Here is a 26,771-nt window from a genome sequence, read left to right on the forward strand (position 1 = left end):
CCCGCCCCGGCTCCCACCTCGCCCGGGCTCTCATCCCGACGCCGCTCTCATCGCGACGCGTCCAGCGGTGTCTGCGCCGGGTCCGCCGGGTCCACCCGCCCGGTGACGGCCCGGCGCCGGCGTACAGCCCGGCTGACCACCCCCGCGGCCCCGGCGAGGCAGAGCCCGCCCACGACCACCGGGATCACCGCGAACCACGGCGCGTCCCACAGCCCGCCCGCGTCCCCGACGAAGACCACGCCCGCCGTGGCGAGGAAGAGTCCGGCGACCAGCCTGCCCGGCTGGAACTCATGACGCAGCACGGCTCACCTCCGCCTGTCCGACGCCGACCTTGAGATCGAGGTCGAGCGTGCCGGTGTTCTTGCCGCCCGTGACCGGCGGCAGGGTCAGCTCCTTGTGCTTGCCCGGCTCCACGTCCACGTCCTTCTGCCCGTCGCCCGGCAACTGGATGTCGCCCACGCCCACGTCGATGCTCAGCTTCACGGCCGCGTCCTTCGGCACGATCACCTTCAGCCGGCCCGCGCCGACCTCGGCGTTCGTGCTCACCGTCTGTCCCTTCGCCACCCGCAGGCGGCTCAGGTCCAGGGTGCCGACACCGCTGCCGAGCTCGTACTTCGGCCGGACGTCCGCGACCGCGGCCGGCTGCCATGTCGTGCGTATCCAGTGGGTGTTGATGTCCTTGGGCAGCGCGGCCGACGCCGCGAGCAGGGCCGCGGTGACGACGGCCAGGAAGACCGAGCCCGCGCCCGTGCGCCCCAGGAACGCGCTGATGGCGATGCCCAGGCCGAAGACGATCAGCGCGGCGGCGAACCCGGCCTGCAGGCTGGTGCCCAGCGCATGGTCGTCCCACGTCAGGCGGGTGCCGAGACCGCCCGCGAGCAGGGCGAGCAGGAAGGTCCAGCCGCCGATCCAGCGCGGGCCGCGCGGCTTCGGTGCCGGGGTGCGCGCGGTCCGTGTGTCGGTGCGGTCGGTCCAGGTGTTGCCGAGGCTGATGTCGACCGCGGCGGCGATGTCCCGGTCGCGGGAGTCGCGGGGGCCCCAGAGATAGCCCGTGCCCCCGTCGTGCGTGCCGTCCTTGACGATGGGGTCGCGCCACCACGAGGGGTAGGCGGCGGGCGCCGGCGGCGCCTGCGCCTCCGGCGGCGCGTCGGCGGCGGCCTGCGCGGCGAGCGGGTCGGTGTCGAGGGTCCCGCGCTGCCGCGACCAGTACCCGGCGCCGGCGAGGAGCAGGGAGAGGACGACGGCGAAGGCCAGCACCCCGCCGTTCTTCAGCATCGTCAGGAAGACCCCGCAGCCGACCAGAGCGAACAGCACGGCCGTCAGCGCCTGGCCGTCGACGCGGCCGGTCAGCAGCTTGCGTACCTCGTTCTCGTCCTCGTCCTCGTACGGCACGAGGAGCCAGGCGAAGCCGTAGAAGATCAGGCCGATGCCGCCGGTGGCGGAGAGCACCGCGAGCGTGATCCGGAAGATCACCGGGTCCATGTCGCACTGCCGCCCGAGCCCGGCGCACACCCCCGCGAGCGTCTTGTTCCGCCGGTCACGGCGGAACTTGCCGGGGGCCGCCGCGACCTCCGTCTGCGGGCTCCCCTCGGCCTGCGCGCCCGCACCGGGTCCCGCCCCGGCCGCGGCGTCCGCGGCGGGCGCGGCATCCTGCGGCCCGGCACCCTCCGCGGGGTGCGGGCCGGAGCCGGGTCCCGGACCCGTCGCGGCGCGCTCGTGATCTGTCATGTGTCCATGGTGACGGCCGAGCGGCCCCGGCGGGAGTCGGTACGACCCTGGCCGGACCCTGATATCGCCCCTGAGCCGGCGCCGGGGAAGCGTTCGACGGGCCGGGCGTTCGAAGATCACCGGAGTATCCCGAAGATCAGGGGAGTATCGGGGGCCGACCCTGATGCCCGTGTCCTGAGACCGTGTGAGTATCGGTGGCATGCCGGAAGCCGCCGCAGCGCCACTCGTCGAACCGCGGCCGCCGCGCAAGCTCTACCGCAGCAGCGACGGACGCTGGCTGGGTGGCGTCGCGCGGGGGCTCGCCGGGCATCTCGGCCTGCCCGTCATCTGGGTGCGGCTCGTGTTCGTCGGCCTGTTCATGGCGGACGGTCTGGGCGCGCTGCTGTATGCCGCGTTCTGGTTCTTCGTGCCGCTCGGCGTGGGCGGCGTGGGAGATCAGAAACCCCCGTCGCTGGTCACCACCGAGACCTCGGCGGACGGCCGCCGCAGACTCGTCGCCCGCAGGCCGGACCGGGGCCAGATCGTGGCCCTGCTGCTCATGGTCGCCGTGGCCATGATCTTCGTGGGCAACGTCAATCTGAGCGGCGGCGCCAAGGTCTACCTCTGGCCCGTCGTCCTCGTCGGCGCGGGCGTCGCCCTGGTCTGGCGCCAGGCGGACAACGTCCGCCGGGCCCGCTGGGTGGAGGTCGGCAGCCGGCGGCGCACGCTCACCCTGCTCCGCGCGGCAGGCGGTGTCCTCCTCGTCACGGCCGGCGTCTCCGGCATCTTCGTGCTCCAGGGCTCCGCCGCCCATCTCGGCTCCGTCCTGCAGGCGGCCCTCGCGGTCCTCGTCGGGATAACGCTCCTCGCGGGGCCGTACCTCGTGCGCATGACCCAGGACCTCTCCGAGGAGCGCCTGATGCGCATCCGCGCGCAGGAGCGCGCCGAGGTCGCCGCCCACGTCCACGACTCCGTGCTGCACACCCTGACCCTGATCCAGCGCAACGCGGAGAACGCGAACGAGGTGCGCCGCCTCGCCCGCGCCCAGGAGCGCGACCTGCGCACCTGGCTCTACAAGCCCGAGGGCACCGGCAAGGAGGAGGCCGACGAACCCTCGACGCTCGCCGACGCGGTGCGGCGCAGCGCCGCGGAGGTTGAGGACAAGCACGGCGTCCCCATAGAGGTCGTCATAGTCGGCGACTGCCCGCTCGACGACAGAATCGGCCCGCAGATGCAGGCCGCACGCGAGGCGATGGTGAACGCCGCCAAGTACGGTGGCGAGGGCGGCGCGGTGCAGGTCTACGCCGAGGTCGAGGGGAGGACGGTCTTCGTGTCGGTCCGGGACCGAGGCCCCGGCTTCGACCTGGACTCGATACCCGCCGACCGCATGGGCGTCAGAGAATCGATCATCGGCCGCATGGAGCGCCACGGCGGCACGGCGCGGCTGCGCGCGGTGCCCGACGGCGGCACTGAGGTCGAGCTGGAGATGGAGAGGGCGGAGAAGACGTGATGAGCGACCCGACCGAGGCGAACGGTACGGCGGGCGGGGCCGAGGGCGCCGAGCCCGCGGCGCCGGCCGGTGGTGGCACGGACGAGCGCCGCGTGCGCGTGGTCCTCGTCGACGACCACCGCATGTTCCGTACGGGAGTGCAGGCCGAGATCGGCCAGACCGCGCAGACCGGCGTGGAGGTCGTGGGCGAGGCCGCGGACGTCGACCAGGCGGTCACGGTCATCACCGCGACCCGCCCCGAGGTGGTCCTGCTCGACGTCCACCTGCCGGGCGGCGGCGGGGTCGAAGTCCTGCGCCGCTGCGCGGCGTTGATGGCCGACGCCGAGCAGCCCGTGCGCTTCCTCGCCCTGTCCGTGTCGGACGCGGCGGAGGACGTGATCGGCGTGATCCGGGGCGGTGCGCGCGGCTACGTCACCAAGACCATCACCGGCACGGACCTCGTCAACTCCATCTTCCGCGTGCAGGAGGGCGACGCCGTCTTCTCGCCGCGGCTGGCCGGCTTCGTGCTGGACGCGTTCGCCTCCACCGACGCCCCGCCGGTCGACGAGGACCTGGACCGCCTCACCCAGCGCGAGCGTGAGGTGCTGCGGCTCATCGCCCGCGGATACGCGTACAAGGAGATCGCCAAGCAGCTCTTCATCTCCGTGAAGACGGTCGAGTCCCATGTCTCGGCGGTGCTGCGCAAGTTGCAGCTGTCGAACCGGCACGAGCTGACCCGGTGGGCGACGGCGCGACGGCTGGTCTGAGGGTCAGATCACGCGCGTGGCGCCCGCGAACGGCATCTCGTCGATCGGTGCCAGCCGCACCGGTGCCGACGGGTTCGGGGCGTGGATCATCTGGCCGTTGCCGACGTAGATGCCGACGTGACTGATGCCGGAGTAGAAGAACACCAGGTCACCCGGGGCCAGTTCGGAGCGGGAGACACGGTGGCCGGCGTCGATCTGGGCGTAGGTCGTGCGGGGGAGGGAGATGCCGGCGGAGTTGTAGGCGGCCTGGACGAGGCCCGAGCAGTCGAAGGCGTTCGGGCCGGTCGCGCCCCACACATAGGGGCTGCCGAGCTTGGAGTAGGCGTACGAGACGGCGGCCGCGGCACGGGAGCCGGGCGCCGCGGCGGTGCCGGAACCGGGGGCCTGCAGACCGACGCGAGGGGCCGAGCCGGAGCGTGAGGCACGGTCCGTGCCGCCGCCGACGCCGAGCCGTGCGCGCTCCGCCGCGGGCAGTTGGGCCAGCAGCCGCCGGGCCACGTCCAGCTTCCCGGTGATCGTCGTCCTGGTCCGCCTCAGTTCCGCCTGCCGCGCCTTCAGCCCGGTCAGCTCGACGCGGGCGGCCCCGCGCAACTGCTCGATCTCCCGCAGCTGTTCGCGTACACCGGCCACGGCCGCCGCCTGCCGGGTGCCCGCCCGGTCGGCGAACTCGGCGCCCTCCAGGTAGCGGTCGGGGTCGTCCGACAGCGCGAGTTGCAGAGCGGGGTCGAGACCGCCGTCGCGGTACTGCGCGGCGGCCATCGAACCCAGCGCGTCCCGCGCCGAGTTGAGCTTGTCCGTCTTGCGTGCCGCCTCGTCCCGCAGCGTGGAGAGCCGGTGCTCGGCCGCGTCCGCCTTCTCCTTCGCGCCGTCGTACTTCTGGGTGGCGGTCTCCGCCTCCTGGTACAGCTTGTCCACCTTCGCCTTGACCTGCGCCGGTGTCAGATCGGGCTCCGCGTGTCCGGTGCCGTCGAAGCCGGTCGCGGTCGCCGCGCCCGCCAGGGCGATGGTGAAGGCGGTGCGGGCCGTACCGCCGCCGAGTGAACGCCGACCGGTCTTGCGGTGCGCTGCCACGTGGACAGCACGTCCTTTCGTAGGGCCGCCTCGCCCCCCGGCGGCTTTACGCGTCCGGCGGCGGCCCGCACAGGGGGAGCGGGCCGCCGCCGGACCTTCTCGGCGGTGGTGTCCGACTGCCGCCCCTGGCCCGGGCGGCGGTGGGGAGCCGGTCACCTGGGGCAGGACGCTAAACCTGACCGTGACCGTTCGGTGACACGAAGTGCGGAAGTGCCGCCGCCGGATCGCCGGGTGACCGTTTGCGACCGTGATCCAGGAGCCGTGCCGTCGACTTCACGCAGTGCGCTGACCGATGTGCGGGTTCCGGACCACGGCCGCGGGACGGACTGCTATGAGCCGCATATATGCACAACCGTTGAAAGGGCAGGCCGGTGTCGGACGCCCCATGCGTCCCTGTTTAAGCTCCAGCCCCATGGACGTACTCATCCATCTCTTCGTCGCCCTGCACATCATCGGCATCGCCGCGCTGCTCGGTGGCTTCCTCACCCAGCTGAAGGCGATGGGACAGGGCACGGCCCGCTTCGTCCCCGGCATGCTGCACGGGGCGCTGACGATGCTGGTCACCGGCGCGGTCCTGGTCGGCCTCAACCAGGCCGACGACCACGACGTCAACACCATCAAGATCGGCATCAAGCTGGCGCTGCTGGTGGTGATCCTCGGCCTGGTCTACGTGAAGCGGGACGACGAGAAGGTGGACAAGGGCCTGTTCGCACTGGTGGGCCTGCTCACCACGGCGAACATCTTCATTGCGGTGCTGTGGACCTGAGACCGGCGCGGACGTCCGCCGCGGCCCCCGCGGCGACGGCCACCCACACCGCCACGGCGATCCACAGCAGCACCTGCCCGGGCCCCTTCAGCCACGGGGCGTCCAGGGCCGAGGCGGCGGACAGCAGCGCCGCGGCCGTCATGCCCAGCGGGAACACGGTCGCCCAGCGGCGCGCGTCGTAGCGCAGCCGCGGCCGGGCCGCCTCGCCGACGAGCAGCACGGCGTACCAGGCCAGGTCGAGCACGAGCAGGGCCGCCGTGATTGAGCGCAGGACGCCGCGGTCGTCGTCGTTCCACAGGTACAGGCGCGCACTGTCCGCGGCGAGGAGCTTGGACCCGGCGAGCGAAGAGATGGCGAGCGCACCGCCCGCCACCCAGTGGTCCCCACGCCCCTCCGTCACCTGCCCCAGGTCGAAGCGGGTCAGCGCGACGCAGTACAGGACGAGCCCGAGTCCGAACAGCACGAGCGCCGTGTGCGCGAGCCATGCCGTCGCCTCGGCCCCGGCGAGCGTGGCGCCGAGCACCGCGAGCCCCTGCGTGGCCACGCAGCACAGGAACACCGATCCCGGCATACGGCGCTGCCAGTTCCGTACGACCTCGACGAGCAGCACCGGCCACAGCACGGCCGCCAGCGCGAGCAGGGCCTCGGCCAGGGTCGGCCGGCCGGCCAGGGAGAACCGGGCCCCGAGTACGGCGGTCGCCGCGACGGCGGTGAGCGACTGCGGCCTGCGCGCGTCCGCCCACCACCTCTCCCGGTCCCGCACCAGGCGCATGCCGAAGTCCGCCGCCAGACCCACCCAGGCCGCACAGGCCAGGACCAGGGCGATCCGCGACAGCACCGCGTGCTCCGTCAGATACAGACCGACCGACACGATGCCGGTGGCCATCACGGCGGCGCCCGCCGCCGGCGGACGCTGCGCCCACCAGGCGCGGAAGGAGGTCGGTCCGGACATGGGGCCGATGCTAGGGAGCGCGAGAGGTGTTGCGGGCGGGGCACGCGCGCGGGCGCGGCAAATTTACGCGCGGGGGAGTGCCCCGCGCGTGTCTCAGGCCGGCCGCACCACGCTGTGGATGATCGACGAGCCGGCGTAGTAGATCGACTCCTCGCGGACGTACGCGCCGGGCTTCGGGGCGTGGATCATCATGCCGTTGCCGATGTAGATGCCGACGTGGCTGATGTCGTCGTAGAAGAAGATCAGGTCGCCCGGCTGGGCGTCGGTGAGGGAGACCGTGGTGCCGGCGTCGACCTGGTCGTAGGTGGTGCGCGGGAGGCTGACGCCGGCGGCCTTCCAGGCGGCCTGGGTGAGGCCGGAGCAGTCGTAGGAGTCGGGGCCGGTGGCGCCCCAGACGTACGGCTTGCCCATCTGCGCACGGGCGAAGGCGAGCGTCTTCGCGGCCTTGGTGGCGTACGTGGAGTCGCTGGTGGAGGTGGATGTGGAGCCCGAGTCCGAGGACGAGCCGGAGGTGGAGCTGCTCGCCTTGGCCGCGGCCTCCTCCTTGGCCTTCTGCGCGGCCGCCTGCTTCCTGGCCAGCTCGGCCGCCTGGCGGGCGGCCTCCTCTTCCTTCTGCTTCTGGATCGCCGCGAGCCGCGCCTTCTCCTCGGCGTTCAGCTTCGACAGCAGCTCACGCGCGTCGGAGAGCTTCTTCTGCACCGTGGACTTGGCCGTCCGCAGGTCGTCCTGCGTCGCGGTGAGCGTCTGGAGGTCCTTGGACGCCTCCTGGCGCTTCTTCATCGTCGCGGACTGCTCGGTGAAGTAGTCGTCGACCGCGCTCTTCTGACGGGAGGTCATACGCCCCATCAGCTGCGTCTGGTCGAAGTAGTCCTGCGGGGAGTCGGCGAGCAGGAAGGTCGCCGTGTCGGGCGCGGCGGCGCCGGTGCGGTACTGGGCCGCGGCGAACGTGCCGAGCTGCTCGCGCTCGTCGTTGAGCTTCTGGGTGCGCTCGGCGACGTCGGTGAGGAGGGTGTCCACGCGCTTGCGCTGCGTCGTGGTCTTCTCCTTGGCCGCGTTGTACTTCTCGGTGGCCGATTCCGCCTGACGGTAGAGGTCGTCGACCTTCTTCTCGACCTCCTCCACGCTCGGCTTGCCGTCGGCCACGGGGGCGGCGTTGGCCGACTGGGACAGCAGGGCCACGGAGGTGAGCGCGGCCGTGGCGAGAGCGGGTGTGCGTATGCCTGCGACGCGTGAACCTGAGGGGCGCGACTTGCGGTGCGACGCCAAGGGAGGCGACTCCTTCCACGTTCCGCCTACCGGGTTAGCTGTCGGGTTCGGGCGGGTGGTTCGGAAGGCTTGCCCTACGGTCCGGGCCCTGTGCGGGAGTCGGACCGATTCACCCCGGGAACGGTGGGTCCCCGGTTCCGGATACGCGGTGGCGCGCCGGATTCGGCGGAGGCCGCGCGGCCCGGCGACGTTCGCCGGTGGGGGTCGTACGGCCTGCCCGGAACCGTAGCCAACTCGTGTGACCCCTGTGAAGGTTGATGTTCGATATGCCCGATACATTTTCGTGACCTTTGGTCGAGGCGTCACCGGGCGCGGTCCTTCCGGAACGATCTGCGCGGATGCGTGCCGATTCTGGCCGGACTGGTGTTGTGTGCCCGGTTCCGGGAGCTGACTTCCGGCCGGTCGCGGTCAGGTGCGGGGCATTGCGGACTGCCCTCGAGTGATTGCGGAACGTGACGATGCGGCCCTGGACGGCAGCAGGCCACGGGGCGGCTTCCGGGCACGCCATCTCACCGATCCGGCGAAGTTCCCGGGGTGGCGGCGGGCTGTCAGTGAGGCGCCCTAGACTCGGAAGGCGATGAGCAGCCTCTTTGACGACAGCTTCCTGGCGGACCTCAAAGCCCCTCGCGGGCACGAGGGGGAGCCCCCGCCGCCGCCCGAGGACGATCATGTACCGGAGCCGGTTCCGGACGATCTGTTCGGTGGGAAGTTCGACGTGCCGCCGGACCGGGACTCCTACTACCGCGACGGCGCCCCGCGTCCGGCGATCGACGCGGCCGCCCTGCTGGACGGGCTGAACGAGAACCAGCGCGCGGCCGTCGTCCACTCCGGCACGCCCCTGCTCATCGTGGCCGGTGCCGGCTCCGGCAAGACCCGTGTGCTCACCCACCGCATCGCCCACCTGCTCGCCGAGCGGAACGTGCACCCGGGCCAGGTCCTCGCGATCACCTTCACCAACAAGGCCGCGGGCGAGATGAAGGAGCGCGTCGAGCACCTCGTCGGCCCGCGCGCGAACGCGATGTGGGTGATGACCTTCCACAGCGCGTGCGTGCGCATCCTGCGCCGCGAGTCGAAGAAGCTCGGCTTCACGTCGTCGTTCTCGATCTACGACGCCGCCGACTCCAAGCGCCTGATGGCCCTGGTCTGCCGTGACCTGGACCTCGACCCCAAGCGCTACCCGCCGAAGTCCTTCAGTGCCAAGATCAGCAACCTGAAGAACGAGCTGATCGACGAGGAGGACTTCGCCGCGCAGGCCGCTGGGGGCGCCTCCCAGGCTATCGGCTCCGGGGGAGGGTTCGAGAAGACCCTCGCCCAGGCCTACGCCATGTACCAGTCGCGGCTGCGCGAGGCGAACGCCCTCGACTTCGACGACCTGATCATGACCACGGTCAATCTGCTGCGCGCCTTCCCGGACGTCGCCGAGCACTACCGCCGCCGCTTCCGGCACGTCCTCGTCGACGAGTACCAGGACACCAACCACGCCCAGTACGCGCTGGTGCGCGAACTCGTGGGCACGGCGGCCCACGACGAGGACGTACCGCCCAACGAGTACGACCTGGCGCCCGCCGAACTGTGCGTCGTGGGCGACGCCGACCAGTCCATCTACGCCTTCCGCGGGGCGACGATCCGCAACATCCTCCAGTTCGAGGAGGACTACCCGGACGCGACGACGATCCTGCTGGAGCAGAACTACCGCTCCACGCAGACCATCCTGACCGCGGCCAACGCGGTCATCGAGCGCAACGAGTCCCGCCGCCCCAAGAACCTGTGGACCAACGCGGGCGCGGGCGCGCGCATCACGGGCTACGTCGCCGACACCGAGCACGACGAGGCCCAGTTCGTCGCCGACGAGATAGACCGTCTCACGGACGCGGGCGACGCGAAGGCCGGCGACGTCGCCGTCTTCTACCGCACGAACGCCCAGTCCCGTGTCTTCGAAGAGGTCTTCATCCGCGTCGGCCTGCCCTACAAGGTCGTCGGCGGCGTCCGCTTCTACGAGCGCAAGGAGGTCCGGGACGTCCTGGCCTACCTGCGCGTGCTGGCCAACCCGGAGGACTCGGTCCCGCTGCGCCGCATCCTGAACGTCCCCAAGCGCGGCATCGGCGAGCGAGCGGAGGCGATGATCGACGCCCTCTCCCAGCGGGAGAAGATCAGCTTCCCGCAGGCGCTGCGCCGCGTCGACGAGGCGTACGGCATGGCGGCGCGCTCCGCCAACGCCGTCAAGAAGTTCAACACGCTGATGGAGGACCTCCGTACGATCGTCGAGTCCGGCGCGGGCCCGGCGACCGTCCTGGAGGCGATCCTCGAACGGACCGGCTACCTGGCCGAGTTGCAGGCGTCGACCGACCCGCAGGACAAGACCCGTATCGAGAACCTCCAGGAACTCGCGGCCGTGGCCCTGGAGTTCGAGCAGGAGGCGGGCGAGGGCGAGGAGCCCCCCGGGCTCTCCGACTTCCTGGAGAGGGTCGCGCTGGTCGCCGACTCCGACCAGATCCCGGACGAGGAGGAGGACGGCTCCGGAGTCATCACCCTGATGACCCTGCACACCGCCAAGGGCCTCGAGTTCCCGGTCGTCTTCCTGACCGGCATGGAGGACGGCGTCTTCCCGCACATGCGCGCCCTCGGCCAGACCAAGGAGCTGGAGGAGGAGCGCCGGCTCGCCTACGTCGGCATCACGCGCGCGCGTGAACGGCTGTATCTGACCCGGTCGTCGCTGCGCAGCGCCTGGGGCCAGCCGTCCTACAACCCGCCCTCCCGGTTCCTGGAGGAGATCCCGGCCCAGCACGTCGACTGGAAGCGGACGGGCGCCACGTCACCGGTCTCCTCCGGCCCGGCGTCCGGTGTGGCCGCCTCCCTGTCGTCCTCCCGCTCGCGCTCCTCGGCCTCGGGCGCGTCCGGCTTCGCCACCAGCCGCGCCTCCGACAAGCCGGTGGTCTCGCTGGCCGTCGGCGACCGGGTCACCCACGACCAGTTCGGGCTCGGCACGGTCGTCGCCGTGAAGGGCACGGGTGGGAACGCCGAGGCGACGATCGACTTCGGCGACACGAAACCGAAGCGGCTGCTGCTGCGGTACGCACCGGTGGAGAAGCTGTAGGCGCTCGCAGGTGAGCCCCCGCTCAAGGGCGGGGGCTCGCAGGGAAGTTCATCAGGTCTACGTCGGGTCGAGCCCGTGGCTGCGCAGCCACGGCAGCGGGTCGACCGCCGCACCGCCGCCCGGCCGGACCTCGAAGTGCAGGTGCGGGCCGGTCGAGTTGCCCGAGTTGCCGGAGTACGCGATCGGCGTGCCGGCCTTCACCTCCGTGCCGGAGGAGACGCGGTAGCTGGAGAGGTGGCAGTACCACGTCTCCGTGCCGTCCTTCGCGGTCAGTATCAGCATGTTCCCGTACGCGCTGTTCCACTGCGTACGGACGGTGCCGTCGGTCGCGGCCATCACCGTCGTGCCGTACGAGACCGGGAAGTCGATACCGGTGTGCACGGACATCCAGTTGATGCCGGCCTGGCCGAAGTAGGCGCTGAGCCCCTTCTGGGTCACCGGCAGCACGAACTTGGGGCGCAGCCGCTCCTTGCGGGCCGCCTCCTCCGCCGCCTTCTTCTTGTCGGCCGCCTGCTGGGCCTTGAGGTCGATGCGCTCCTGCGTGCGGCTGGCCCGGTCGGCGAAGTCGTCGGCGCCCGCGGACAGGCTCTGGAGCTGGCTGTCCAGCTTGTTGTTGGCGGAGGACGGCTTCACCGCGTGCGCGTCCGACGCGGTCGTGGCGGTGTCCTTGCCCTCGCTGAAGGTGCCGACGGAAGCGGCGGCGATACCGGCCACACCCATCACACAGGCCGAGGGCACGGCGATGGTCAGCAGCGCGGAGCGCTTGGCGGGGGCGCGGCGGCGGGAACGGGACGCGTTGCGCGCGGCGGCACGCGAGGGCGGAACCGGCACGACCTCTTCCTGGTCGTCCAGCAGCGGTGCCACGGCGGGGAGTTCACCGGTGGAGCCCAACTCGCCGTCGTCCTGGGCGTGTTCCTCGTACGGGCTCTGGTCCCCGTACGGGCTGTGGTCGGTATGCGGGTCCTGGCCGGAGTACGCGTCCTGCTTCGGGTACGCGTCCTGTCCCGTGTACGCGTCCGGCTCGGTCTGCTCGAAGACGGTGGTCGACTGCTGGTCGAACGGTTCTCCGGGCTGCTCGCCGGCGGAGTTCCACTGCGTCGCGTCGTACGTGCCGGTCTCGAAGGTCTGCGTGCCCCATTCCCACTGCTGGGTCTGGTCGGCCGCGTGGCCCTGCTGATCGGGCTGGAGCCAGGCGCTCGCATCCCACTGGCCGGAGACGTCATGGCCGGTGGACTGCGCCGGGATCACCGGGAGCGGCTGCTGCTGGTAGCCGGCGGGCCAGGCGTTCGTCTCGTAGGCGCCGGTGTCGTATGCGGCCTGGTGCCCGGCCGCGTACGCGTCGTAGTGCACGGTCTGGTGGTGGCCCGTGCCCCACTGGGACGCGTCGTAGGAGCCGGTGCCGTCGCCGGGGAGGCTACCGAAGAGGGGGTCGGCGTCGAAGGTCGCCGTTGCGGTCGGGTGCCCGCCGGTCGCAAAACCGTTGGCGTCGTAGTCGCCGTACGTGGTGAAGTCGCCGTACTGGGCCTCCTGCGTGCCATAGGGCGCGAAGTGCGCCGAGGCGGCATCGGAAGCCGGGGTCGGGGTGGTCATGGTCCCCGACGGGTGACGGTCGTTCACCAACTTCTCTTTCGCCTCGACAACAGGGGCTGCCAGAGCAGTGCGGCGACTGTACCCGGCGGTATACGGGCGCGACAATCTTCAACTGGTTTCGGTCGCGCAGGAAACGGGCATTCGGCCGTGTTTCGGCGGAGTGCGGACGCGGCCTTGGCCGTGTGTTCGAGCGCTGTTCGATGTGAAGTCTCTGAGGGGCGCCTGTCACGCCACTGTCAGGCCGTCGGCGTGGGCGGCGGCTTCGGCTCCCGTTCGCTCGGCGTCGAGGGCCTGGCGTATCCCGGTCGCGACGGCGGGGTGCACCGGCAGGGCCAGATGCCCGATCCCGCTCACCTGAACGTTCTGCACCATCAGGTCGGGGTGATCGATACAGGCGGTCTCCAGCGGGTCCATCAGGTGGTCGAGGTCGCTCCAGAAGCTGACGAAGTGCGTACGGCAGCCGGGTGCGGGCCGGGTCAGCTCCTCGAGCAGCTCCGAGCCGGGGCGCATCTGGCGCACGATCGGGTGCGCGTTGGCCAGCGGCACCACCCGGGTGCCGGAGTGCGGGGTGCCCAGCGTGACCAGGGTGCGGACGCGGATGTCGCCGCCGAGCCGCTGCGCGTAGTACCGCGCGATCAGCCCGCCGAGGCTGTGCCCGACGATGTCGACCTGCCTGCTGCCGGTGCGCTCGCAGATCTCCTCTATGTGCCGGCCGAGCAGTTCGGCCGCGGTACGGATGTCGCAGGTCAGCGGCGAGTAGTTGAGCGACTCCACCTGGTGCCTGCCGTGCTGGGCGAGGCTGCGGCGCAGCAGCACGAAGACCGAGCGGTTGTCGATGAAGCCGTGCAGCAGGACGACCGGGGGCTTGGTCTCGGTCGGCAGCTGCGCGGCGCCGTCCGGCGTGGGGAGCGGGGCCGACGCTCCCCGGCGCTCCGTGGTGATGCCGGTGGGATAGAGAAGGAGGTGGCCCGCGAGGATCGCGAGCTCCAGGGCGGTCGCCTTCAGCAGGGCCAGTGAGAGCCCCGCCAGCCTGCCCGGATGCAGCCTCTGGCAGAGGGGTGGAAAGGGCAGTGCTGCCCTGGTGACCTTCATGGCCGACCTCCTGTCGGCACGCAGGAGGACGCCTCTGTCCCCCGTGTGCCCTCGTGGGAAGCCGCGAGGACGGCGGTCGACGGCCCAGTCCTGCCGTCGTCGACGCACCGCACCGCCACGGCCCGCGCTCCCGCGGTGCCGTGCTGCGGCGACCTCATTGCGGCTCCTGTTGCGCGAGCTCCCGCCGGAACGCCGCGCGGTGAACGTGTCCCATCGTGTGATTTCCCCCTCGGTCTGGACCGCGAAACTGCCGGTTGCGGGATGCTGGGGATAACGTTCGTTCACTTCCCTGGTGGGCGCGGGTACCTCTGTACCTGTCGGTAGGGATGAATGCAGTCGCTTCATGGAGGCAGTGATGGGTGTGGCAGCCGGTCCGATCCGCGTGGTGGTGGCCAAGCCGGGGCTCGACGGCCACGATCGGGGAGCCAAGGTGATCGCGCGGGCGCTGCGCGACGCCGGTATGGAGGTCATCTACACCGGGCTCCATCAGACCCCCGAGCAGATCGTCGACACCGCGATCCAGGAGGACGCCGACGCGATCGGGCTGTCCATCCTGTCCGGCGCGCACAACACGTTGTTCGCCGCCGTGATCGAGCTGCTCAAGGAGCGGGACGCGGAGGACATCCTGGTGTTCGGCGGCGGGATCATTCCCGAGGCGGACATTCCGCCGCTGAAGGAGCTGGGTGTCGCGGAGATCTTCACCCCGGGGGCCACGACGCAGTCGATCGTGGACTGGGTGCGGGGCCATGCGGGGCAGCCCGCGTAGGTCTTGGGCGGTGCGGGCGTTGTCCGGTGCGGGTCGGGTGGGGTGACCGGCCCTCGGGGCTCCGCACCCGGACCCCCGGTCGACCCTGCGGGTCTCGTCCTCGAACGCCGGACGGGCTGGATGGTGCCGGCCAGGGCAGAGGTCGTGCCGCAGCCCTATGCCGCTCCCAGTTCCTCCGCCATCGCCTTGCGCAGCCGCAGCGTGGTGACCAGTCGCTGGAACGCCTCCGCCCAGTAGCCGCCGGCGCCCGGTGACGCGTCCTCGTGTTCGTCCGGTATCGCGAGCAGGCCGTCGAGGCGGCTTGCCTCCGAAGGGTCGAGGCAGCGTTCGGCCAGGCCCATCACTCCGCTGAAGCTCCATGGGTAACTCCCCGCGTCCCGCGCGATGTTGAGCGCGTCGACCACCGCCCCGCCGAGCGGTGCCGTCCAGGGCAACGCGCAGACTCCGAGCAGCTGGAACGCCTCGGACAAGCCGTGTGCCGCGATGAACCCGGCGACCCAGTCGGCCCGTTCGACGGTGTCCAGGGTGCCGAGCAGCTTGGCGCGCTCGGCCAGCGACACCGCACCCGGACCGCCGGCCTCCGGGGCGGACGGGGCGCCGAGGAGCGCGCGGGCCCACTCGGGGTCCCGCTGCCGCACGGCCGCCCGGCACCAGGCCGCGTGCAGTTCGCCCTGCCAGTCGTCGGTGACCGGCAGCCCCACGATCTCCCGGGGCGTACGCCCGCCCAGCCGCGCCGACCAGGTCGCGAGCGGTGTCGCCTCCACCAACTGGCCGAACCACCATGACCGTTCACCCCGTCCTGCCGGAGGCTTGGCCACGACACCGTCGCGCTCCATGCTCGAGTCGCACTCGTGCGGCGCTTCGACCGTGATCGTCGGTGCGTCCTGGGTGTGGTCGACGGCCACGCACGCCGCGGCTCTGACCGCCATCCGCGCGGCGAGTGCCGAGCCCGGCAGCGCGGAGAGCAGCTCGGCCGCCGTCGCCCGGACGTTCCGGCTGCGGTCGGACAGTGCCTGCTCCAGGAAGGGTTCGTCCCGCGGGCCGAGTCCGGTGCGCAGCGAGTCCAGGAACATCAGACGGTCCTCGGCCCGCTCCGTGCTCCACGTCGTCGACAGCAGTTCGCGGGCGGCGCCGGGCTCACGGGCGCGCAGGGCGGACAGCAGCGCGACCCGCTCGGCGAACAGGCCCTCCTCCCACAGGCGCCGGGTGTGCTCGGCGTCCTCGGGGTCCGGCAGGGCGGTGCCCCCGCCCGGCGTCGCGCGCAGGGCGAACCGCCAGTCCGGGTTCAGCCGGGCCAGCCACACCGCGCGCGGGCCCGCGAAGGCCAGCGCCGCGGGCCGCAGATCCGTGCGTCCCCGGGCCGCGTCCAGCAGTGCGGGCAGCGCCTGTGGGGGTGCCGCGAAACCGCGGGTGTTCGCCGCCGCGAGCCACTGGGGCAGCAGCTCCATGAGGTCCGGTGCCGTACCTCTGCGGCCGCTGCCCGTGCCGGGGCGGTCGGCCAGCAGCAGCGCGAGCCTGCGGGCCGCCGCCGCGGGCAGCGCGGGCCGCGGGTCCTCGGCAGCCGGCTCCGGCCGCCCGGCGGCGCGGGCGGGCCGCAGTCCGGCCCGCCGCCGTACGGTCTCCACGGCTGCCGCGTCCAGCAGCGCCAGCGGCGCTTCCCGCCCCGGCGCACCGCCCGGCGGGGTACGTCGCTCCGTCCCGAGCAGGGCTGTGGTGACGAGCTCTTCCCAGGCGCCCGGCGCGGGCGCATCCACAGGTGCGGGCGTCCTGTTCATGCGGTTCCTTTCCGTGGAGTGCCGAGGAGGAGACAGGGGCCGGGGATGCCGGCGGTTCGGGTGGTCAGCACAGCGCCACCGCCTCTCCCGGCTTCTCCGGCCAGGCCGTCAGCGGGGTGAAGCCCCGGTGGCCGCACTCGCCGAAGACCTTGACCGGGGCGCCGCCCGACAGGGCGACGAGGCGCCACAGGCCGGGACGGGAACGGGCGGCCGGGGTCAGCGGGAGCGCCGTGTCCCCGTCCGCGTCCGCAAGCTGCCATGAGTCACCGTCCGGGATCGGTACCACCCGGTCCAGGGTCACCGGCACGGAGTCCAGCCAGGGGTCGTTCCGCAGCGCCTCGCCGTAGCGTGCCGCCGCCTGGGCCGTCGTCACTCCCGGTGGCCGTGTCGCGTCGGGTGCCGGCGGCGCGAACTGCTCGCCCAGGGCCGCCCGCAGCTGGCCGGCGCCCGGATAGGCGGACACCTCGGCGTCCAGGGCCAGCCCGACGGGCAGCGCGAGCTCGGGTGCGCGGCCCGCGGCGCCGTAGGAGAGCAGCAGTGCCGTCCGGTCCGAGTCGGTGCCGTGCAGCCAGATGCGGCGGGTCGTCAGGCGGGCGTCCGCCGTGTCGTACTGGGCGAGGACCAGCCAGCGGTCGCGCAGCGGCGGGCCGTCCGCGGTGCCGGACAGGCCGATACGGCCACGGACCGTCGCCGCCAGGCCGTCCGGCAGGTCTTCGCGGTGCAACCAGCCCTGGTCGAGGAGATGCAGCAGCGCGCACTCCTCCAGCAGGCGCACCGGCCAGCCGGGCCCGGACGACGGGATGGACCCCAACTCCCGCACACGGGCGGCCAGTCCGGAAGCCTGGGCGTCGACCATGCGGGCCGCCGTCTCCTCCCACAGCCCGTAACCCGCCTGCTCCGCGCTTGCCAGGCCGCCGCGCAGCAGGTCCGCCAGGCGCTGCTCCAGCTCGGTCGCCCCAGCCGTCACCCGCTCGGCACGGCGCTCCGCCCGGCGCCGCGCGGCCTCCGGATCACCGGAGCCGGGCGAGGCACCGGCCGCGGGCGCCCCCCGCTTCTGCTCGGCACGCTGTCTTCTCCCCGCCAGCCACTGCTCCGCCCAGTCCGGCGCCTCGCCCGGCGGCATCGCGCCGTCCTCGCCCGCCCAGACCAGCAGCAGCCCGAGGGCGTGCTTGCACGGGAACTTGCGGCTCGGGCAACTGCACTTGTACGCGGGGCCGGCCGCGTCCGCGATGTCGACGACCGTCTGATACGGCTTGCTGCCACTGCCCTTGCACAGCCCCCACACCGCCCCCTCGTCGGAACTCCCCGTCCCGGACCACGGCCCGGCCGCACCGAGTTTGCTTCCCGCTTTGCGTGACGCGGCGTCAGGCGCCAGTGCCAGCACCTGATCCGCGCTCCAGCGCACCCCCTGCTGAGTCATGTCATCGAAGGTAGATCCCGGCACTGACAATCGGCCTCGCGAGCGCGTTCTCGCAGGTCACAACGCATTGTCAGTGGCGTGGTGCACGGTTGGTCACAGATCCGAACCGGCCGAGCAGGAGGGGGCCTCAGCCATGACTGTGTCCGTGGAACCGACGTCTGTGGAAGTTCTCGCGAAGGAGCCTGCCGAGGCGTTGCGACCGCACGCCGAAGACGCCTTCGCCGGTGAGCTGGCGACGCTGGCCGCGCAGGACGACCGCCCGCGTCCGGCCCGCTGGAAGCTGTCGCCGTGGGCGGTGGCGACGTATCTGCTCGGCGGCACGCTGCCGGACGGCACGGTGATCTCACCGAAGTACGTGGGCCCGCGCCGCATCGTCGAGGTCGCCGTCACCACGCTCGCCACCGACCGCGCCCTGCTTCTGCTCGGCGTGCCCGGCACCGCGAAGACCTGGGTGTCCGAGCACCTGGCCGCGGCGGTCAGCGGTGATTCGACGCTGCTCGTGCAGGGCACGGCGGGCACGCCGGAGGAGGCGATCCGCTACGGCTGGAACTACGCGCAGCTGCTGGCCAACGGCCCGAGCCGGGACGCCCTGGTGCCCAGCCCGGTCATGCGGGCCATGGCGGAGGGGATGACGGCGCGGGTGGAGGAGCTGACCCGTATCCCGGCGGACGTGCAGGACACGCTGATCACGATCCTGTCGGAGAAGACGCTGCCCATACCGGAGTTGGGGCAGGAGGTGCAGGCGGTCCGTGGCTTCAACCTGATCGCCACGGCGAACGACCGGGACCGCGGGGTCAACGAACTCTCCAGCGCCCTGCGCCGCCGCTTCAACACGGTGGTGCTGCCGCTACCGGAGAGCGTCGAGGCCGAGGTCGACATCGTCTCGCGCCGTGTGGACCAGCTCGGCCGCTCGCTGGACCTGCCGGCCGTGCCCGACGGCATCGACGAGATCCGCCGGGTCGTGACCGTCTTCCGCGAGCTGCGTGACGGGGTCACCTCCGACGGCCGTACGAAGGTCAAGTCGCCCAGCGGCACGCTCTCGACGGCCGAGGCCATCTCCGTCGTCACCAGCGGGCTCGCCCTGGCCGCCCACTTCGGTGACGGCGTGCTGCGGGCCGGCGACGTCGCCGCGGGCATCCTCGGCGCCGTCGTCCGCGACCCCGCGGCCGACCGCGTCGTCTGGCAGGAGTACCTGGAGGCGGTCGTCCGCGAGCGTGACGGCTGGAAGGACTTCTACCGGGCCTGCCGGGAGGTCGGCGCGTGAGCGATCTGGGGTGGGGCCGCACGGGCGGCGGCAAGGACTCGGGCGGGAGCAAGGGCTCCGGCGGACCCAAGGATCCGGGCGGGTCGAAGGGCTCCGGTGGGTTCATGGGATCGGGTGGGTCCAAGGGGTCGGGCGGCTTCATGTGCGCGTCGTACGAGGGCGGTGTGCACGAAGGGCGCGGCAGTGGCGGGGCGGGCTTCAGGAAGACGCCCGCCACCGGCCGCCGGGCGTGGCGATGACGAGGGGGACGGTGTGACGGGGCTGGACAGGGGCGGGAGTTGGGCGGCCGGTGGCGGGCCGCTGCTGCTCGGCGTGCGGCATCACGGACCCGGCTCGGCGCGCGCGGTGCGGGCGGCGCTGGACGCGGCCCGGCCGCAGGTCGTGCTGATCGAAGGGCCGCCCGAGGCCGACGCGTTGATCCCGCTGGCCGCCGAGGAGGAGATGCGGCCGCCGGTCGCCCTGCTCGCCCATGCCGTGGACGAGCCCGGCCGCTCGGCCTTCTGGCCGTTCGCCGAGTTCTCCCCGGAGTGGGTCGCGATCCGATGGGCCGTGGGGCACGAAGTCCCGGCGCGCTTCATCGACTTGCCGGCGACGCACTCGCTGGCGTGGGGGAGGAGCGAGGGGCTGGACGAGGACGCGGCGGGCGACCGGGAGGGCGCTGGTGCGGACGCCGGCACGGACAGCAGTGCCGATGCCGACAGCGGTGCGGCTGCCGAACCCGGTGGCGACGGCGACGTTCAGACCTCCGACGACGACCCGGCAGCCGACGTCGACGTCCGCATCGACCCGCTCGCCGTTCTCGCCGAAGCCGCCGGTTATGACGATCCCGAGCGGTGGTGGGAGGACGTCGTCGAGCACCGGGGGATCGGTGAGGGGGACGCGTTCGCTCCGTTCGCCGTGCTCGAAGAGGCCATGGGGGCCCTGCGGGAGGCGTACGGCACCGGGGGACACGAGCGGGACCTCGTGCGGGAGGCGTACATGCGGCTCCAAGTACGAGCGGCGCAGCGGGAGTTCGGGAGCGAGGTGGCCGTCGTGTGCGGGGCCTGGCACGTGCCCGCGCTGCGGCAGAAGACGGCCGTCGCCGCCGACCGGGCCCTGCTGAAGGGGCTGCCCAAGGTCAAGGCGGACATGACCTGGGTGCCGTGGACGCACCGGCGGCTGTCCCGGGTCAGCGGGTACGGAGCGGGGATCGACTCGCCGGGCTGGTACGGGCATCTGTTCGCCGCCCCGGACCGGCCGGTCGAGCGGTGGATGACCAAGGTGGCCGGGCTGCTGCGGGACGAGGACCGGATCGTCTCCTCGGCGCATGTGATCGAGGCGGTGCGGCTGGCCGAGACGCTGGCCGCGATGCGCGGCCGGCCGTTGCCTGGGCTCGGCGAGACGACCGACGCCGTGCGTGCGGTGATGTGCGAGGGCTCGGACGTTCCGCTGGCGCTGGTGCACGACCGGCTGGTCGTCGGGGACGTGCTGGGGGAGGTGCCGCAGGCCGCGCCCGCCGTGCCGTTGCAGCGGGACCTGGACCGGGCCCAGCGCCGGTTGCGGCTCAAACCGGAGGCGCTGGAGCGGGAGTTGGAGCTCGACCTGCGCAAGGAGACCGACGCCGGGCGCAGCAGGCTGCTGCACCGGCTGCGGCTGCTGGGCATCGCGTGGGGCGAGCCGGCGGTGTCCCGCGGGAGCACGGGCACCTTCCGGGAGACATGGCGGCTGCGCTGGGAGCCGGAGCTGTCCGTGCGGGTCGCGGAGGCCGGGGTGTGGGGCACGACCGTGCTCGCCGCCGCGACCGCCAAGGCCGAGGCGGACGCCCTCGGCGCGCGGGCCCTGGCGGACGTCACCGGGCTCGCCGAGCACTGCCTGCTGGCCGAACTGCCAAGAGCGCTGCCGGTGGTGATGCGGGTCCTCGCCGACCGCGCGGCGCTCGACACGGACGTCGGCCATCTCGCGCAGGCCCTGCCGGCCCTGGTCCGCTCCTTGCGGTACGGCGATGTGCGCGGCACCGGCACCGGGGCGCTGGCCGAGGTCGCCGCGGGCCTCGCCGAGCGGATCTTCGTCGGTCTGCCACCGGCCTGCGCGGCCCTGGACGCGGACGCCGCCGAGGAGATGCGGCGCCATGTGGACGCGGTGCACGGTGCGGTGGGACTGCTGGGCGACGTGCCCGGGCCGGAACACCGCGATCTGCGCGGGCGCTGGCAGTCCGTGCTGCGCGTGCTGTCCGTACGGGACACCGTGCCCGGCGTGATCCGGGGCCGGGCCGTACGGCTGTTGCTGGACGACGGCGAGCTGGAGCAGGACGAGGCGGCGCGGCTGATGGGGCTCGTGCTGTCGCCGGGGACGCCGCCGGGGGACGCGGCCGCGTGGATCGAGGGCTTCGTCGGCGGAGGGTCCGGCGGCGGAATGCTCCTCGTCCATGACGAGCGGCTGCTCGGGCTGGTCGACGCGTGGCTGACCGGGGTGCCGGCGGAGGCGTTCACGGACGTACTGCCGCTGCTGCGGCGGACGTTCTCGGCGTACGAGCCCGGGGTGCGCCGGACGCTGGGCGAGCTGGTCCGTCGCGGACCGGGGGAGCGGGGCGGCGTGACGGCCGCCGGCTCCGGCATACCCGGCTTCGCGGCCGATCTCGACCCCGCGCGCGCGGACGCCGTAGTGCCGGTGCTCCGGCTGCTGCTGGGGCTGGACGGCCCCGCCCGGCCGGGCGGAGCGGAAGAGGACATAGACAACGACCTTGCGGAGGTGGCGGGATGACGAAGAACAGACGGACGCAAGCGCGGGAGGGCGTCGGCGGGCCGGCGGCCGGCCGGGACGGCGACGGCCACCGGTACGGAGGCGGGGCGAAGGACCGTCCGGCGTTCTGCGTCGCGGTGATGCCGCTGTGGGACCGGCCCCGTCCGGGGGTGTGCCGATGACCACCGTGCCGACGGACCCGGCGCAGGAGCGGCTGCGGCGCTGGCGGCTGGTGCTCGGGGGCGACGCGGCCGACGGCACGGGATGCGCGCTGTCGGGCCAGGACGTCGCGATGGACGGGGCGTTGGCCGCGCTGTACGGGAAAGGGGACAAGAAGGCGCAGGCGGGGCGGGACCGTTCGGCGGGGCTCGGGGCGTCGGCGCCGTCCGTGGCACGCTGGCTCGGCGACATCCGTACGTACTTCCCCTCCTCCGTCGTCCAGGTCATGCAGCGCGACGCCATCGACCGGCTCGGTCTGTCCACGCTGCTGCTGGAGCCGGAGATGCTGGAGGCGGTGGAGGCCGACGTCCACCTCGTCGGCACGCTGCTCTCCCTCAACAAGGCCATGCCCGAGACGACGAAGGAGACGGCACGGGCCGTCGTGCGCAAGGTCGTCGAGGACCTCGAGAAGCGGCTCGCGACCCGCACGCGCGCCACCCTCAGCGGCGCGCTCGACCGCAGCGCCCGGATCAGCAGGCCGCGCCACCACGACATCGACTGGAACCGCACCATCGCGGCCAACCTCAAGCACTACCTGCCCGAGTACCGGACGGTCGTGCCCGAGCGGCTCGTCGGGTACGGGCGGGCGGCACAGTCCACCAAGAAGGAGGTCATCCTCTGTATCGACCAGTCGGGATCCATGGCGGCATCGGTCGTGTACGCATCGGTGTTCGGAGCGGTGCTCGCCTCGATGCGGACGATCTCCACGCGACTCGTCGTCTTCGACACGGCGGTCGTAGACCTCACCGACCAGCTCGACGACCCGGTGGACGTCCTGTTCGGGACGCAGCTCGGCGGCGGCACGGACATCAACCGGGCGCTCGCCTACTGCCAGTCGCAGATCACCCGGCCCGCGGAGACGGTGGTCGTGCTCATCAGCGATCTCTACGAGGGCGGCATACGCAACGAGATGCTCAAGCGGGTCGCCGCGATGAAGGCGTCCGGGGTGCAGTTCGTGACGCTGCTCGCGCTGTCGGACGAAGGCGCGCCCGCCTACGACCGGGAGCACGCGGCCGCGCTCGGGGCGCTGGGGGCACCGGCGTTCGCGTGCACGCCCGACCTCTTCCCGGAGGTGATGGCGGCGGCGATCGAGAAGCGGCCGCTGCCGATACCGGACACGGCGTGAGCGCCGGGCCGGCCGGGAGACGCGCACGGGCAGGCGGTGGTGTTCGGTGACGATTTGTCGACCAGTCGTCGTCCGACTTGGCCCAGCAAAAGGGACATGACTACCCATCGGTAACAGGGGGCTTGCGCAACCTCCGGAGTCCCGTGCGAGGATCGACGCTCGCCGGCGGTGCGCCGCGCTCCGCCCGTTCGTACCGCGCCGAGTCGACTCGTAGCTCGGCACGGTTCGTTACGTGTCATCAGTTCCGCCGCACGGGAGGACCCGCCCCCCTTGACCTGGTCAGCAGCTCTGCCCGGAGTCGCTGTGCGCGTGATGCGCACGGCGACCGGGCGGCGTGCGCTGCAAGTGGTCCTGCTGGTGGGCGGGTTGTTCGCACTCGGCTTCCTGTGCGGCGAGCAGGCACACGCGGCGGAGGGGACACCGGCCCTCTCCTCCACCTCCTCCATGAACGCCGCGAAGGCCGTATCGGCCGACCCGGTGGACGGCGTCCGCTCCCTGGTCGGCGGCGCGGTCGGCACGGTCGACCGGCTGACACACGCCCCGGCGGCACCCGCGGCGCAGGCGACTGCACCCCCCGCGCAGCCGACGGCACCCGCTGCCGAGCCGAACCCCACTCCGGACCAGCCGAAGCCGCACACCCCGGCCACGCCCGCCCCCCAGCCCCACCCGGTTCCGGTCCGCCCGGTCACCGAGTCCCCTGGCCAGCCGCTCACCGACGTCCTCACGCGCCCCGGCGCAGACGACTCCGTCCTCGGCCCGCTGACCGAGCAGCTCGTCCGGACCGTGGGCGTGCGCGTCGTACAGCCGGTGGGTGACCTGGTGGAGACCGTGACCGCAGGGCTCGGCGAAGTGACGTCGCAGATACCGCCGTTGGCCTCCCTGCCGTCCGTGCCGGTGCCCGGGTCTCCGTCGGTGCCCGTTCTGCCGACCCTGCCCAGCGCTCCCGCGCTGCCCGGCCACACGCTCCCCGCACCGGTCGTACAGGCCCCGCAGCCAGGCGAGCCGGGACATGCGGCGGAAGCGGCCGTGGACGAGAGGCGGTCGGCGGCGGCGAGCGGTACGGCGTTCGGGCCGCAGCTCGCCACCGGCAGCACCAGTGCCGTGGCCGGTGCCGGCCGTGTGCAGCGGGTGGCCTCTGCCGGGCGCGCCCCGGCACACCCGCACCAGGCCCCCGACAGTGACCCGACCGACGAGCTGGTGAGCCATGCCGCGGTCGACAACGGCGGCTCCAGACACGGTGACGCGCACGCCGTCACCCTGAACCACCGGGCGCCCCTGCTGCTCGTGCCCGGCTCCGCAGTGCGCGCCGACGCCGCCGGCACCCGGGACAGGCACCGGGACATCCCCGTCTTCCCCGGCTAGGGCACGGCAGACCCTTTCCCCGCCGGACCTGCCGCGCGGGGGTGGAACAGGTCTGCCCGTCCGTCCGGGCACGTCTCCGTTCCCCGGACGGCAAGCCGCCGCCACCGCTGGTCCCCGACTCCCCCGGACCAGGACAGGACGCGGTGCCGCACATGCCCCAAGCCTTTCGAAGATCTAGGGATCTGACGCACGCATGAACAAGAACATCCGCCGTTCCATCGTCATAGCCGCCGGTGTCACCGGTGCGTGGGCGCTCGGTTCGGCCGTAGCCAGCGCGGACGAACTGCCCGCATCCTCCCTGTCCACGTCCGACGCGACCGGTGACACCGGCAGCACCCTCGGCTCGGTCACCGACGCCGTCACCGGCACGGTCGACGGCGTGGTCACCGGTGTGCACGACACCGTCTCCGGCGTCACCGGCACGGCGCACGGCACCGCGGGCAAGGCGACCTCCACGGTCACCGACACCCTCGGCGGGGTCCGGAAGGCGACGCCCGCCGGCACCGCCGAGCAGGCCGGTCGTCAGGTCGCCGCGAAGTCCTCCGCCGCCCGGACGGCGGAGAGGACGACCGGAACCGCCTCCAGGATCAGGGGCGCCGCCGCCATCCACGGCGCCAAGGCCGCCCGCGCCGCGCAGGCCCGGGCGTACACCGACGTGCACGCCACGGCCGAGCACACCGTGACCGCCGCCCGGACCACCGTCTCCGGCGCCACCTCCTCGACCCGCGGTGATGTCGACTACCTCTTCGGTCCCCTCGGCGCCTTCGCGCCGGAGGTGGAGGAGGCGCTCGCCGCCGCCCAGACCAAGCTCCAGGGTGTGCAGTCGGCGGCCCGCACCCGGACGCAGGGAGTCGACGGTGCCGTACGGACGAAGGCGCAGTACGCCGTCGCGGGCGCGGGCGCGGGCCGCACCGCGGCGGGTGTCCACGGCGCCGCGCGGACCGCGGTGACCGGCGCCGAGGGCCGGGTGGGCGGCGCGACCGGCACCGTCCAGGGCGAGGCGGGTGCCGTCGCCGGCGCCGCGCACGGGGCCGTCTACGCGGTCCCCGGCCATGTCACGGGCACCGTCACCGGTGTCGAGCAGCAGGTCGTGGGCACGGTCGGCGGCGTTCCCGGCCTGGTCGCCCCGGTCGTCGGGGAGGCCGTCCCGCCGCTCGTGGCCAGTGCCGTGCACGGTGTGACGCCCCTCGCGGGGCAGGCCGTGGCGGGTGTCGTCCCGGTCGCCGGCCAGGCCGTCGCCGGGGTCCCGCCCGTCGCCGGTCACGCGGTGGACGGCGTGGTGCCGGTCGCCACGGGTGCCGTGCACGGGGTGACGCCCGTCGCGGGCGGAGCGGTGGCCGGGGTCGCGCAGACCGCCGGTCACGCGGTCGACGCGGCGACGGCGCTGGCGTACGGCGTCGTCGCCGACGTCCAGCCCGTCGCGGGCGGCGTCGTCCAGGGCGTGCAGCCGGTGGCCGGCGGTGTGGTGCGGGGCGTGGCGCCCGTCGCCGGCGGTGCGGTGTCCGACGTGCGGTCGGTGGCAGGCGACGCCGTGTACGGCGTGGTGCCGGTCGCGGGCGGAGTCGTCGCGGACGTGCCGCCGTACGCCACCGGCCTGGTCGGCCAGGTCCGTGACGACGTCACGGGCTCCGTGCTGCCGCCGGTCGTGCACACCGCCGTGGACGGCGTGCTGCCGGTGGCGGGGCAGGCCGTGACGGACTCGGGTGCGCTGGCGTACGGCGTGACCGGCGACGTGCAGCCGTTCGCCGGCGGGATCGCCGAGGCCGCTGTGCCGTTCGCGCACGGCGTGGTCGGTCACGCGACCGGTCTCGCCGACGGCCTCACGGGCGAGGTGCCGCAGTTCGCGCAGGGTGTCACCGGCGCCGTGCAGCCCGTCGTGGACACCGTCACCGGGACGGTCCGGCCGGTCGTGCGGGGCGTCGGCGGCAGCGCCACGACGCTGGCGTACGGCGTCGCGGGCGACGTCGCCCCGTTCGCGGGCGGGGTGTCCGGCGAGGCCGGCCCCTTCGCGTACGGCGTCGTGGACCAGGTCGCGCCCTTCGCCGGTGACCTGACCGGCACCGTGCGCTCCACCGCCGGCCCGCTCGCCGGGCACGCCGTCACCGGCGTCGACGGCGTCGCCGGATCCGTCCCGCCCGATCACCTGCGCGAGGGCGGCACGTACGGCATCTGACCCCCCACCGGACGCGCCCGAGGACGGGCGCGTCCCGAACCGGCGCGCTCGACGGGCGCGCCGGCCAACCGACTCCACGGGGTGACGAGACCCGGACGGCCGAAAGCCGTCGGTCCGTCCGGCCGGGACCCCGCGGAACGGGACGGACGGTCCC

21 protein-coding genes and 1 riboswitch are annotated in these 26,771 nt (G+C 73.0%); of the genes, 12 read left to right on the forward strand and 9 right to left on the reverse strand.

What is annotated here, in order from left to right; genetic code table 11:
- Positions 1-47: 47 nt before the first annotated feature.
- Together ACGFYN_RS04265 and ACGFYN_RS04270 are read right to left on the reverse strand one after the other, a co-directional pair.
- A complete protein-coding gene (locus ACGFYN_RS04265) occupies positions 48-302 on the reverse strand; it encodes a hypothetical protein (RefSeq protein WP_393864213.1) in 255 nt (84 codons plus the stop codon).
- Positions 289-1,728: a PspC domain-containing protein gene (locus ACGFYN_RS04270; protein WP_393864214.1), complete on the reverse strand. Its 1,440-nt coding sequence runs from the start codon at positions 1,726-1,728 to the stop codon at positions 289-291. The genes ACGFYN_RS04265 and ACGFYN_RS04270 overlap by 14 nt, the downstream gene beginning before the upstream one ends.
- Before the next feature lie 199 nt (positions 1,729-1,927).
- Between ACGFYN_RS04270 and ACGFYN_RS04275 the strand changes: the two genes are divergently transcribed.
- A complete protein-coding gene (locus ACGFYN_RS04275; protein WP_393864215.1) occupies positions 1,928-3,217 on the forward strand; it encodes a PspC domain-containing protein in 1,290 nt (429 codons plus the stop codon).
- Complete coding sequence (locus tag ACGFYN_RS04280) at positions 3,217-3,963, forward strand: LuxR C-terminal-related transcriptional regulator (RefSeq protein ID WP_393864216.1); 747 nt, start codon at positions 3,217-3,219, stop codon at positions 3,961-3,963. Before ACGFYN_RS04275 ends, ACGFYN_RS04280 begins: the two co-directional genes overlap by 1 nt.
- 3 nt (positions 3,964-3,966) lie before the next feature.
- Here the strand turns inward: ACGFYN_RS04280 and ACGFYN_RS04285 are convergent, their stop codons facing one another.
- Positions 3,967-5,034, reverse strand: coding sequence for an NlpC/P60 family protein (locus ACGFYN_RS04285; protein WP_393864217.1), 1,068 nt, complete (start codon positions 5,032-5,034; stop codon positions 3,967-3,969).
- Between the two features lie 412 nt (positions 5,035-5,446).
- Here ACGFYN_RS04285 and ACGFYN_RS04290 point away from each other — a divergent pair, with 412 nt between their 5' ends.
- Entirely contained in the window at positions 5,447-5,800 is a 354-nt protein-coding gene (locus ACGFYN_RS04290) for a hypothetical protein (protein WP_393864218.1), read from the forward strand.
- Here ACGFYN_RS04290 and ACGFYN_RS04295 read toward each other — a convergent pair.
- Both ACGFYN_RS04295 and ACGFYN_RS04300 read right to left on the reverse strand, forming a co-directional pair.
- Entirely contained in the window at positions 5,778-6,752 is a 975-nt protein-coding gene (locus ACGFYN_RS04295) for a tellurite resistance/C4-dicarboxylate transporter family protein (protein WP_393864219.1), read from the reverse strand. The genes ACGFYN_RS04290 and ACGFYN_RS04295 overlap by 23 nt on opposite strands.
- 93 nt (positions 6,753-6,845) lie before the next feature.
- Positions 6,846-8,018, reverse strand: coding sequence for an NlpC/P60 family protein (locus ACGFYN_RS04300; RefSeq protein WP_393864220.1), 1,173 nt, complete (start codon positions 8,016-8,018; stop codon positions 6,846-6,848).
- A 7-nt stretch (positions 8,019-8,025) separates the two neighbouring features.
- Positions 8,026-8,196, reverse strand: a riboswitch (cyclic di-AMP (ydaO/yuaA leader).
- A 399-nt stretch (positions 8,197-8,595) separates the two neighbouring features.
- Here ACGFYN_RS04300 and pcrA point away from each other — a divergent pair.
- Complete coding sequence (gene pcrA / locus ACGFYN_RS04305; RefSeq protein ID WP_393864221.1) at positions 8,596-11,112, forward strand: DNA helicase PcrA; 2,517 nt, start codon at positions 8,596-8,598, stop codon at positions 11,110-11,112.
- Positions 11,113-11,169: 57 nt separating this feature from the next.
- Here the strand turns inward: pcrA and ACGFYN_RS04310 are convergent, their stop codons facing one another.
- A complete protein-coding gene (locus ACGFYN_RS04310) occupies positions 11,170-12,702 on the reverse strand; it encodes a M23 family metallopeptidase (protein WP_393864843.1) in 1,533 nt (510 codons plus the stop codon).
- 225 nt (positions 12,703-12,927) lie between these two features.
- A complete protein-coding gene (locus ACGFYN_RS04315) occupies positions 12,928-13,794 on the reverse strand; it encodes a lipase family alpha/beta hydrolase (protein ID WP_393864222.1) in 867 nt (288 codons plus the stop codon).
- A 355-nt stretch (positions 13,795-14,149) separates the two neighbouring features.
- Between ACGFYN_RS04315 and ACGFYN_RS04320 the strand changes: the two genes are divergently transcribed.
- The gene (locus ACGFYN_RS04320; RefSeq protein WP_393864844.1) at positions 14,150-14,560 is read left to right on the forward strand and encodes a cobalamin B12-binding domain-containing protein; all 411 of its coding nucleotides are present in this window, start codon (positions 14,150-14,152) and stop codon (positions 14,558-14,560) included.
- A gap of 155 nt (positions 14,561-14,715) precedes the next feature.
- On the opposite strand, the gene ACGFYN_RS04325 is transcribed toward ACGFYN_RS04320, so the two are convergent.
- Positions 14,716-16,335, reverse strand: coding sequence for a DUF5691 domain-containing protein (locus ACGFYN_RS04325; protein WP_393864223.1), 1,620 nt, complete (start codon positions 16,333-16,335; stop codon positions 14,716-14,718).
- 64 nt (positions 16,336-16,399) lie between these two features.
- On the reverse strand, positions 16,400-17,755 hold the full coding sequence (locus tag ACGFYN_RS04330; RefSeq protein WP_393864224.1) for an SWIM zinc finger domain-containing protein: 1,356 nt from the start codon (positions 17,753-17,755) through the stop codon (positions 16,400-16,402).
- A 133-nt stretch (positions 17,756-17,888) separates the two neighbouring features.
- Between ACGFYN_RS04330 and ACGFYN_RS04335 the strand changes: the two genes are divergently transcribed.
- From ACGFYN_RS04335 to ACGFYN_RS04365, 7 genes are all read left to right on the forward strand, one after another.
- Positions 17,889-19,019, forward strand: coding sequence for an AAA family ATPase (locus ACGFYN_RS04335; protein ID WP_393864225.1), 1,131 nt, complete (start codon positions 17,889-17,891; stop codon positions 19,017-19,019).
- Positions 19,016-19,258, forward strand: coding sequence for a hypothetical protein (locus tag ACGFYN_RS04340; RefSeq protein ID WP_393864226.1), 243 nt, complete (start codon positions 19,016-19,018; stop codon positions 19,256-19,258). Before ACGFYN_RS04335 ends, ACGFYN_RS04340 begins: the two co-directional genes overlap by 4 nt.
- Before the next feature lie 13 nt (positions 19,259-19,271).
- Positions 19,272-21,758, forward strand: coding sequence for a DUF5682 family protein (locus ACGFYN_RS04345; protein ID WP_393864227.1), 2,487 nt, complete (start codon positions 19,272-19,274; stop codon positions 21,756-21,758).
- Positions 21,755-21,919: a hypothetical protein gene (locus tag ACGFYN_RS04350; RefSeq protein ID WP_393864228.1), complete on the forward strand. Its 165-nt coding sequence runs from the start codon at positions 21,755-21,757 to the stop codon at positions 21,917-21,919. Before ACGFYN_RS04345 ends, ACGFYN_RS04350 begins: the two co-directional genes overlap by 4 nt.
- Positions 21,916-23,082, forward strand: coding sequence for a vWA domain-containing protein (locus ACGFYN_RS04355; protein ID WP_393864229.1), 1,167 nt, complete (start codon positions 21,916-21,918; stop codon positions 23,080-23,082). The genes ACGFYN_RS04350 and ACGFYN_RS04355 overlap by 4 nt, the downstream gene beginning before the upstream one ends.
- 270 nt (positions 23,083-23,352) lie before the next feature.
- Positions 23,353-24,444: a hypothetical protein gene (locus ACGFYN_RS04360; protein WP_393864230.1), complete on the forward strand. Its 1,092-nt coding sequence runs from the start codon at positions 23,353-23,355 to the stop codon at positions 24,442-24,444.
- A 193-nt stretch (positions 24,445-24,637) separates the two neighbouring features.
- Positions 24,638-26,617, forward strand: coding sequence for a hypothetical protein (locus ACGFYN_RS04365; protein WP_393864231.1), 1,980 nt, complete (start codon positions 24,638-24,640; stop codon positions 26,615-26,617).
- The last annotated feature ends 154 nt before the right edge of the window (positions 26,618-26,771 follow it).

Origin of the sequence: Streptomyces sp. NPDC048419 (assembly GCF_043200415.1) — a bacterium.
Lineage (GTDB): Bacteria > Actinomycetota > Actinomycetes > Streptomycetales > Streptomycetaceae > Streptomyces.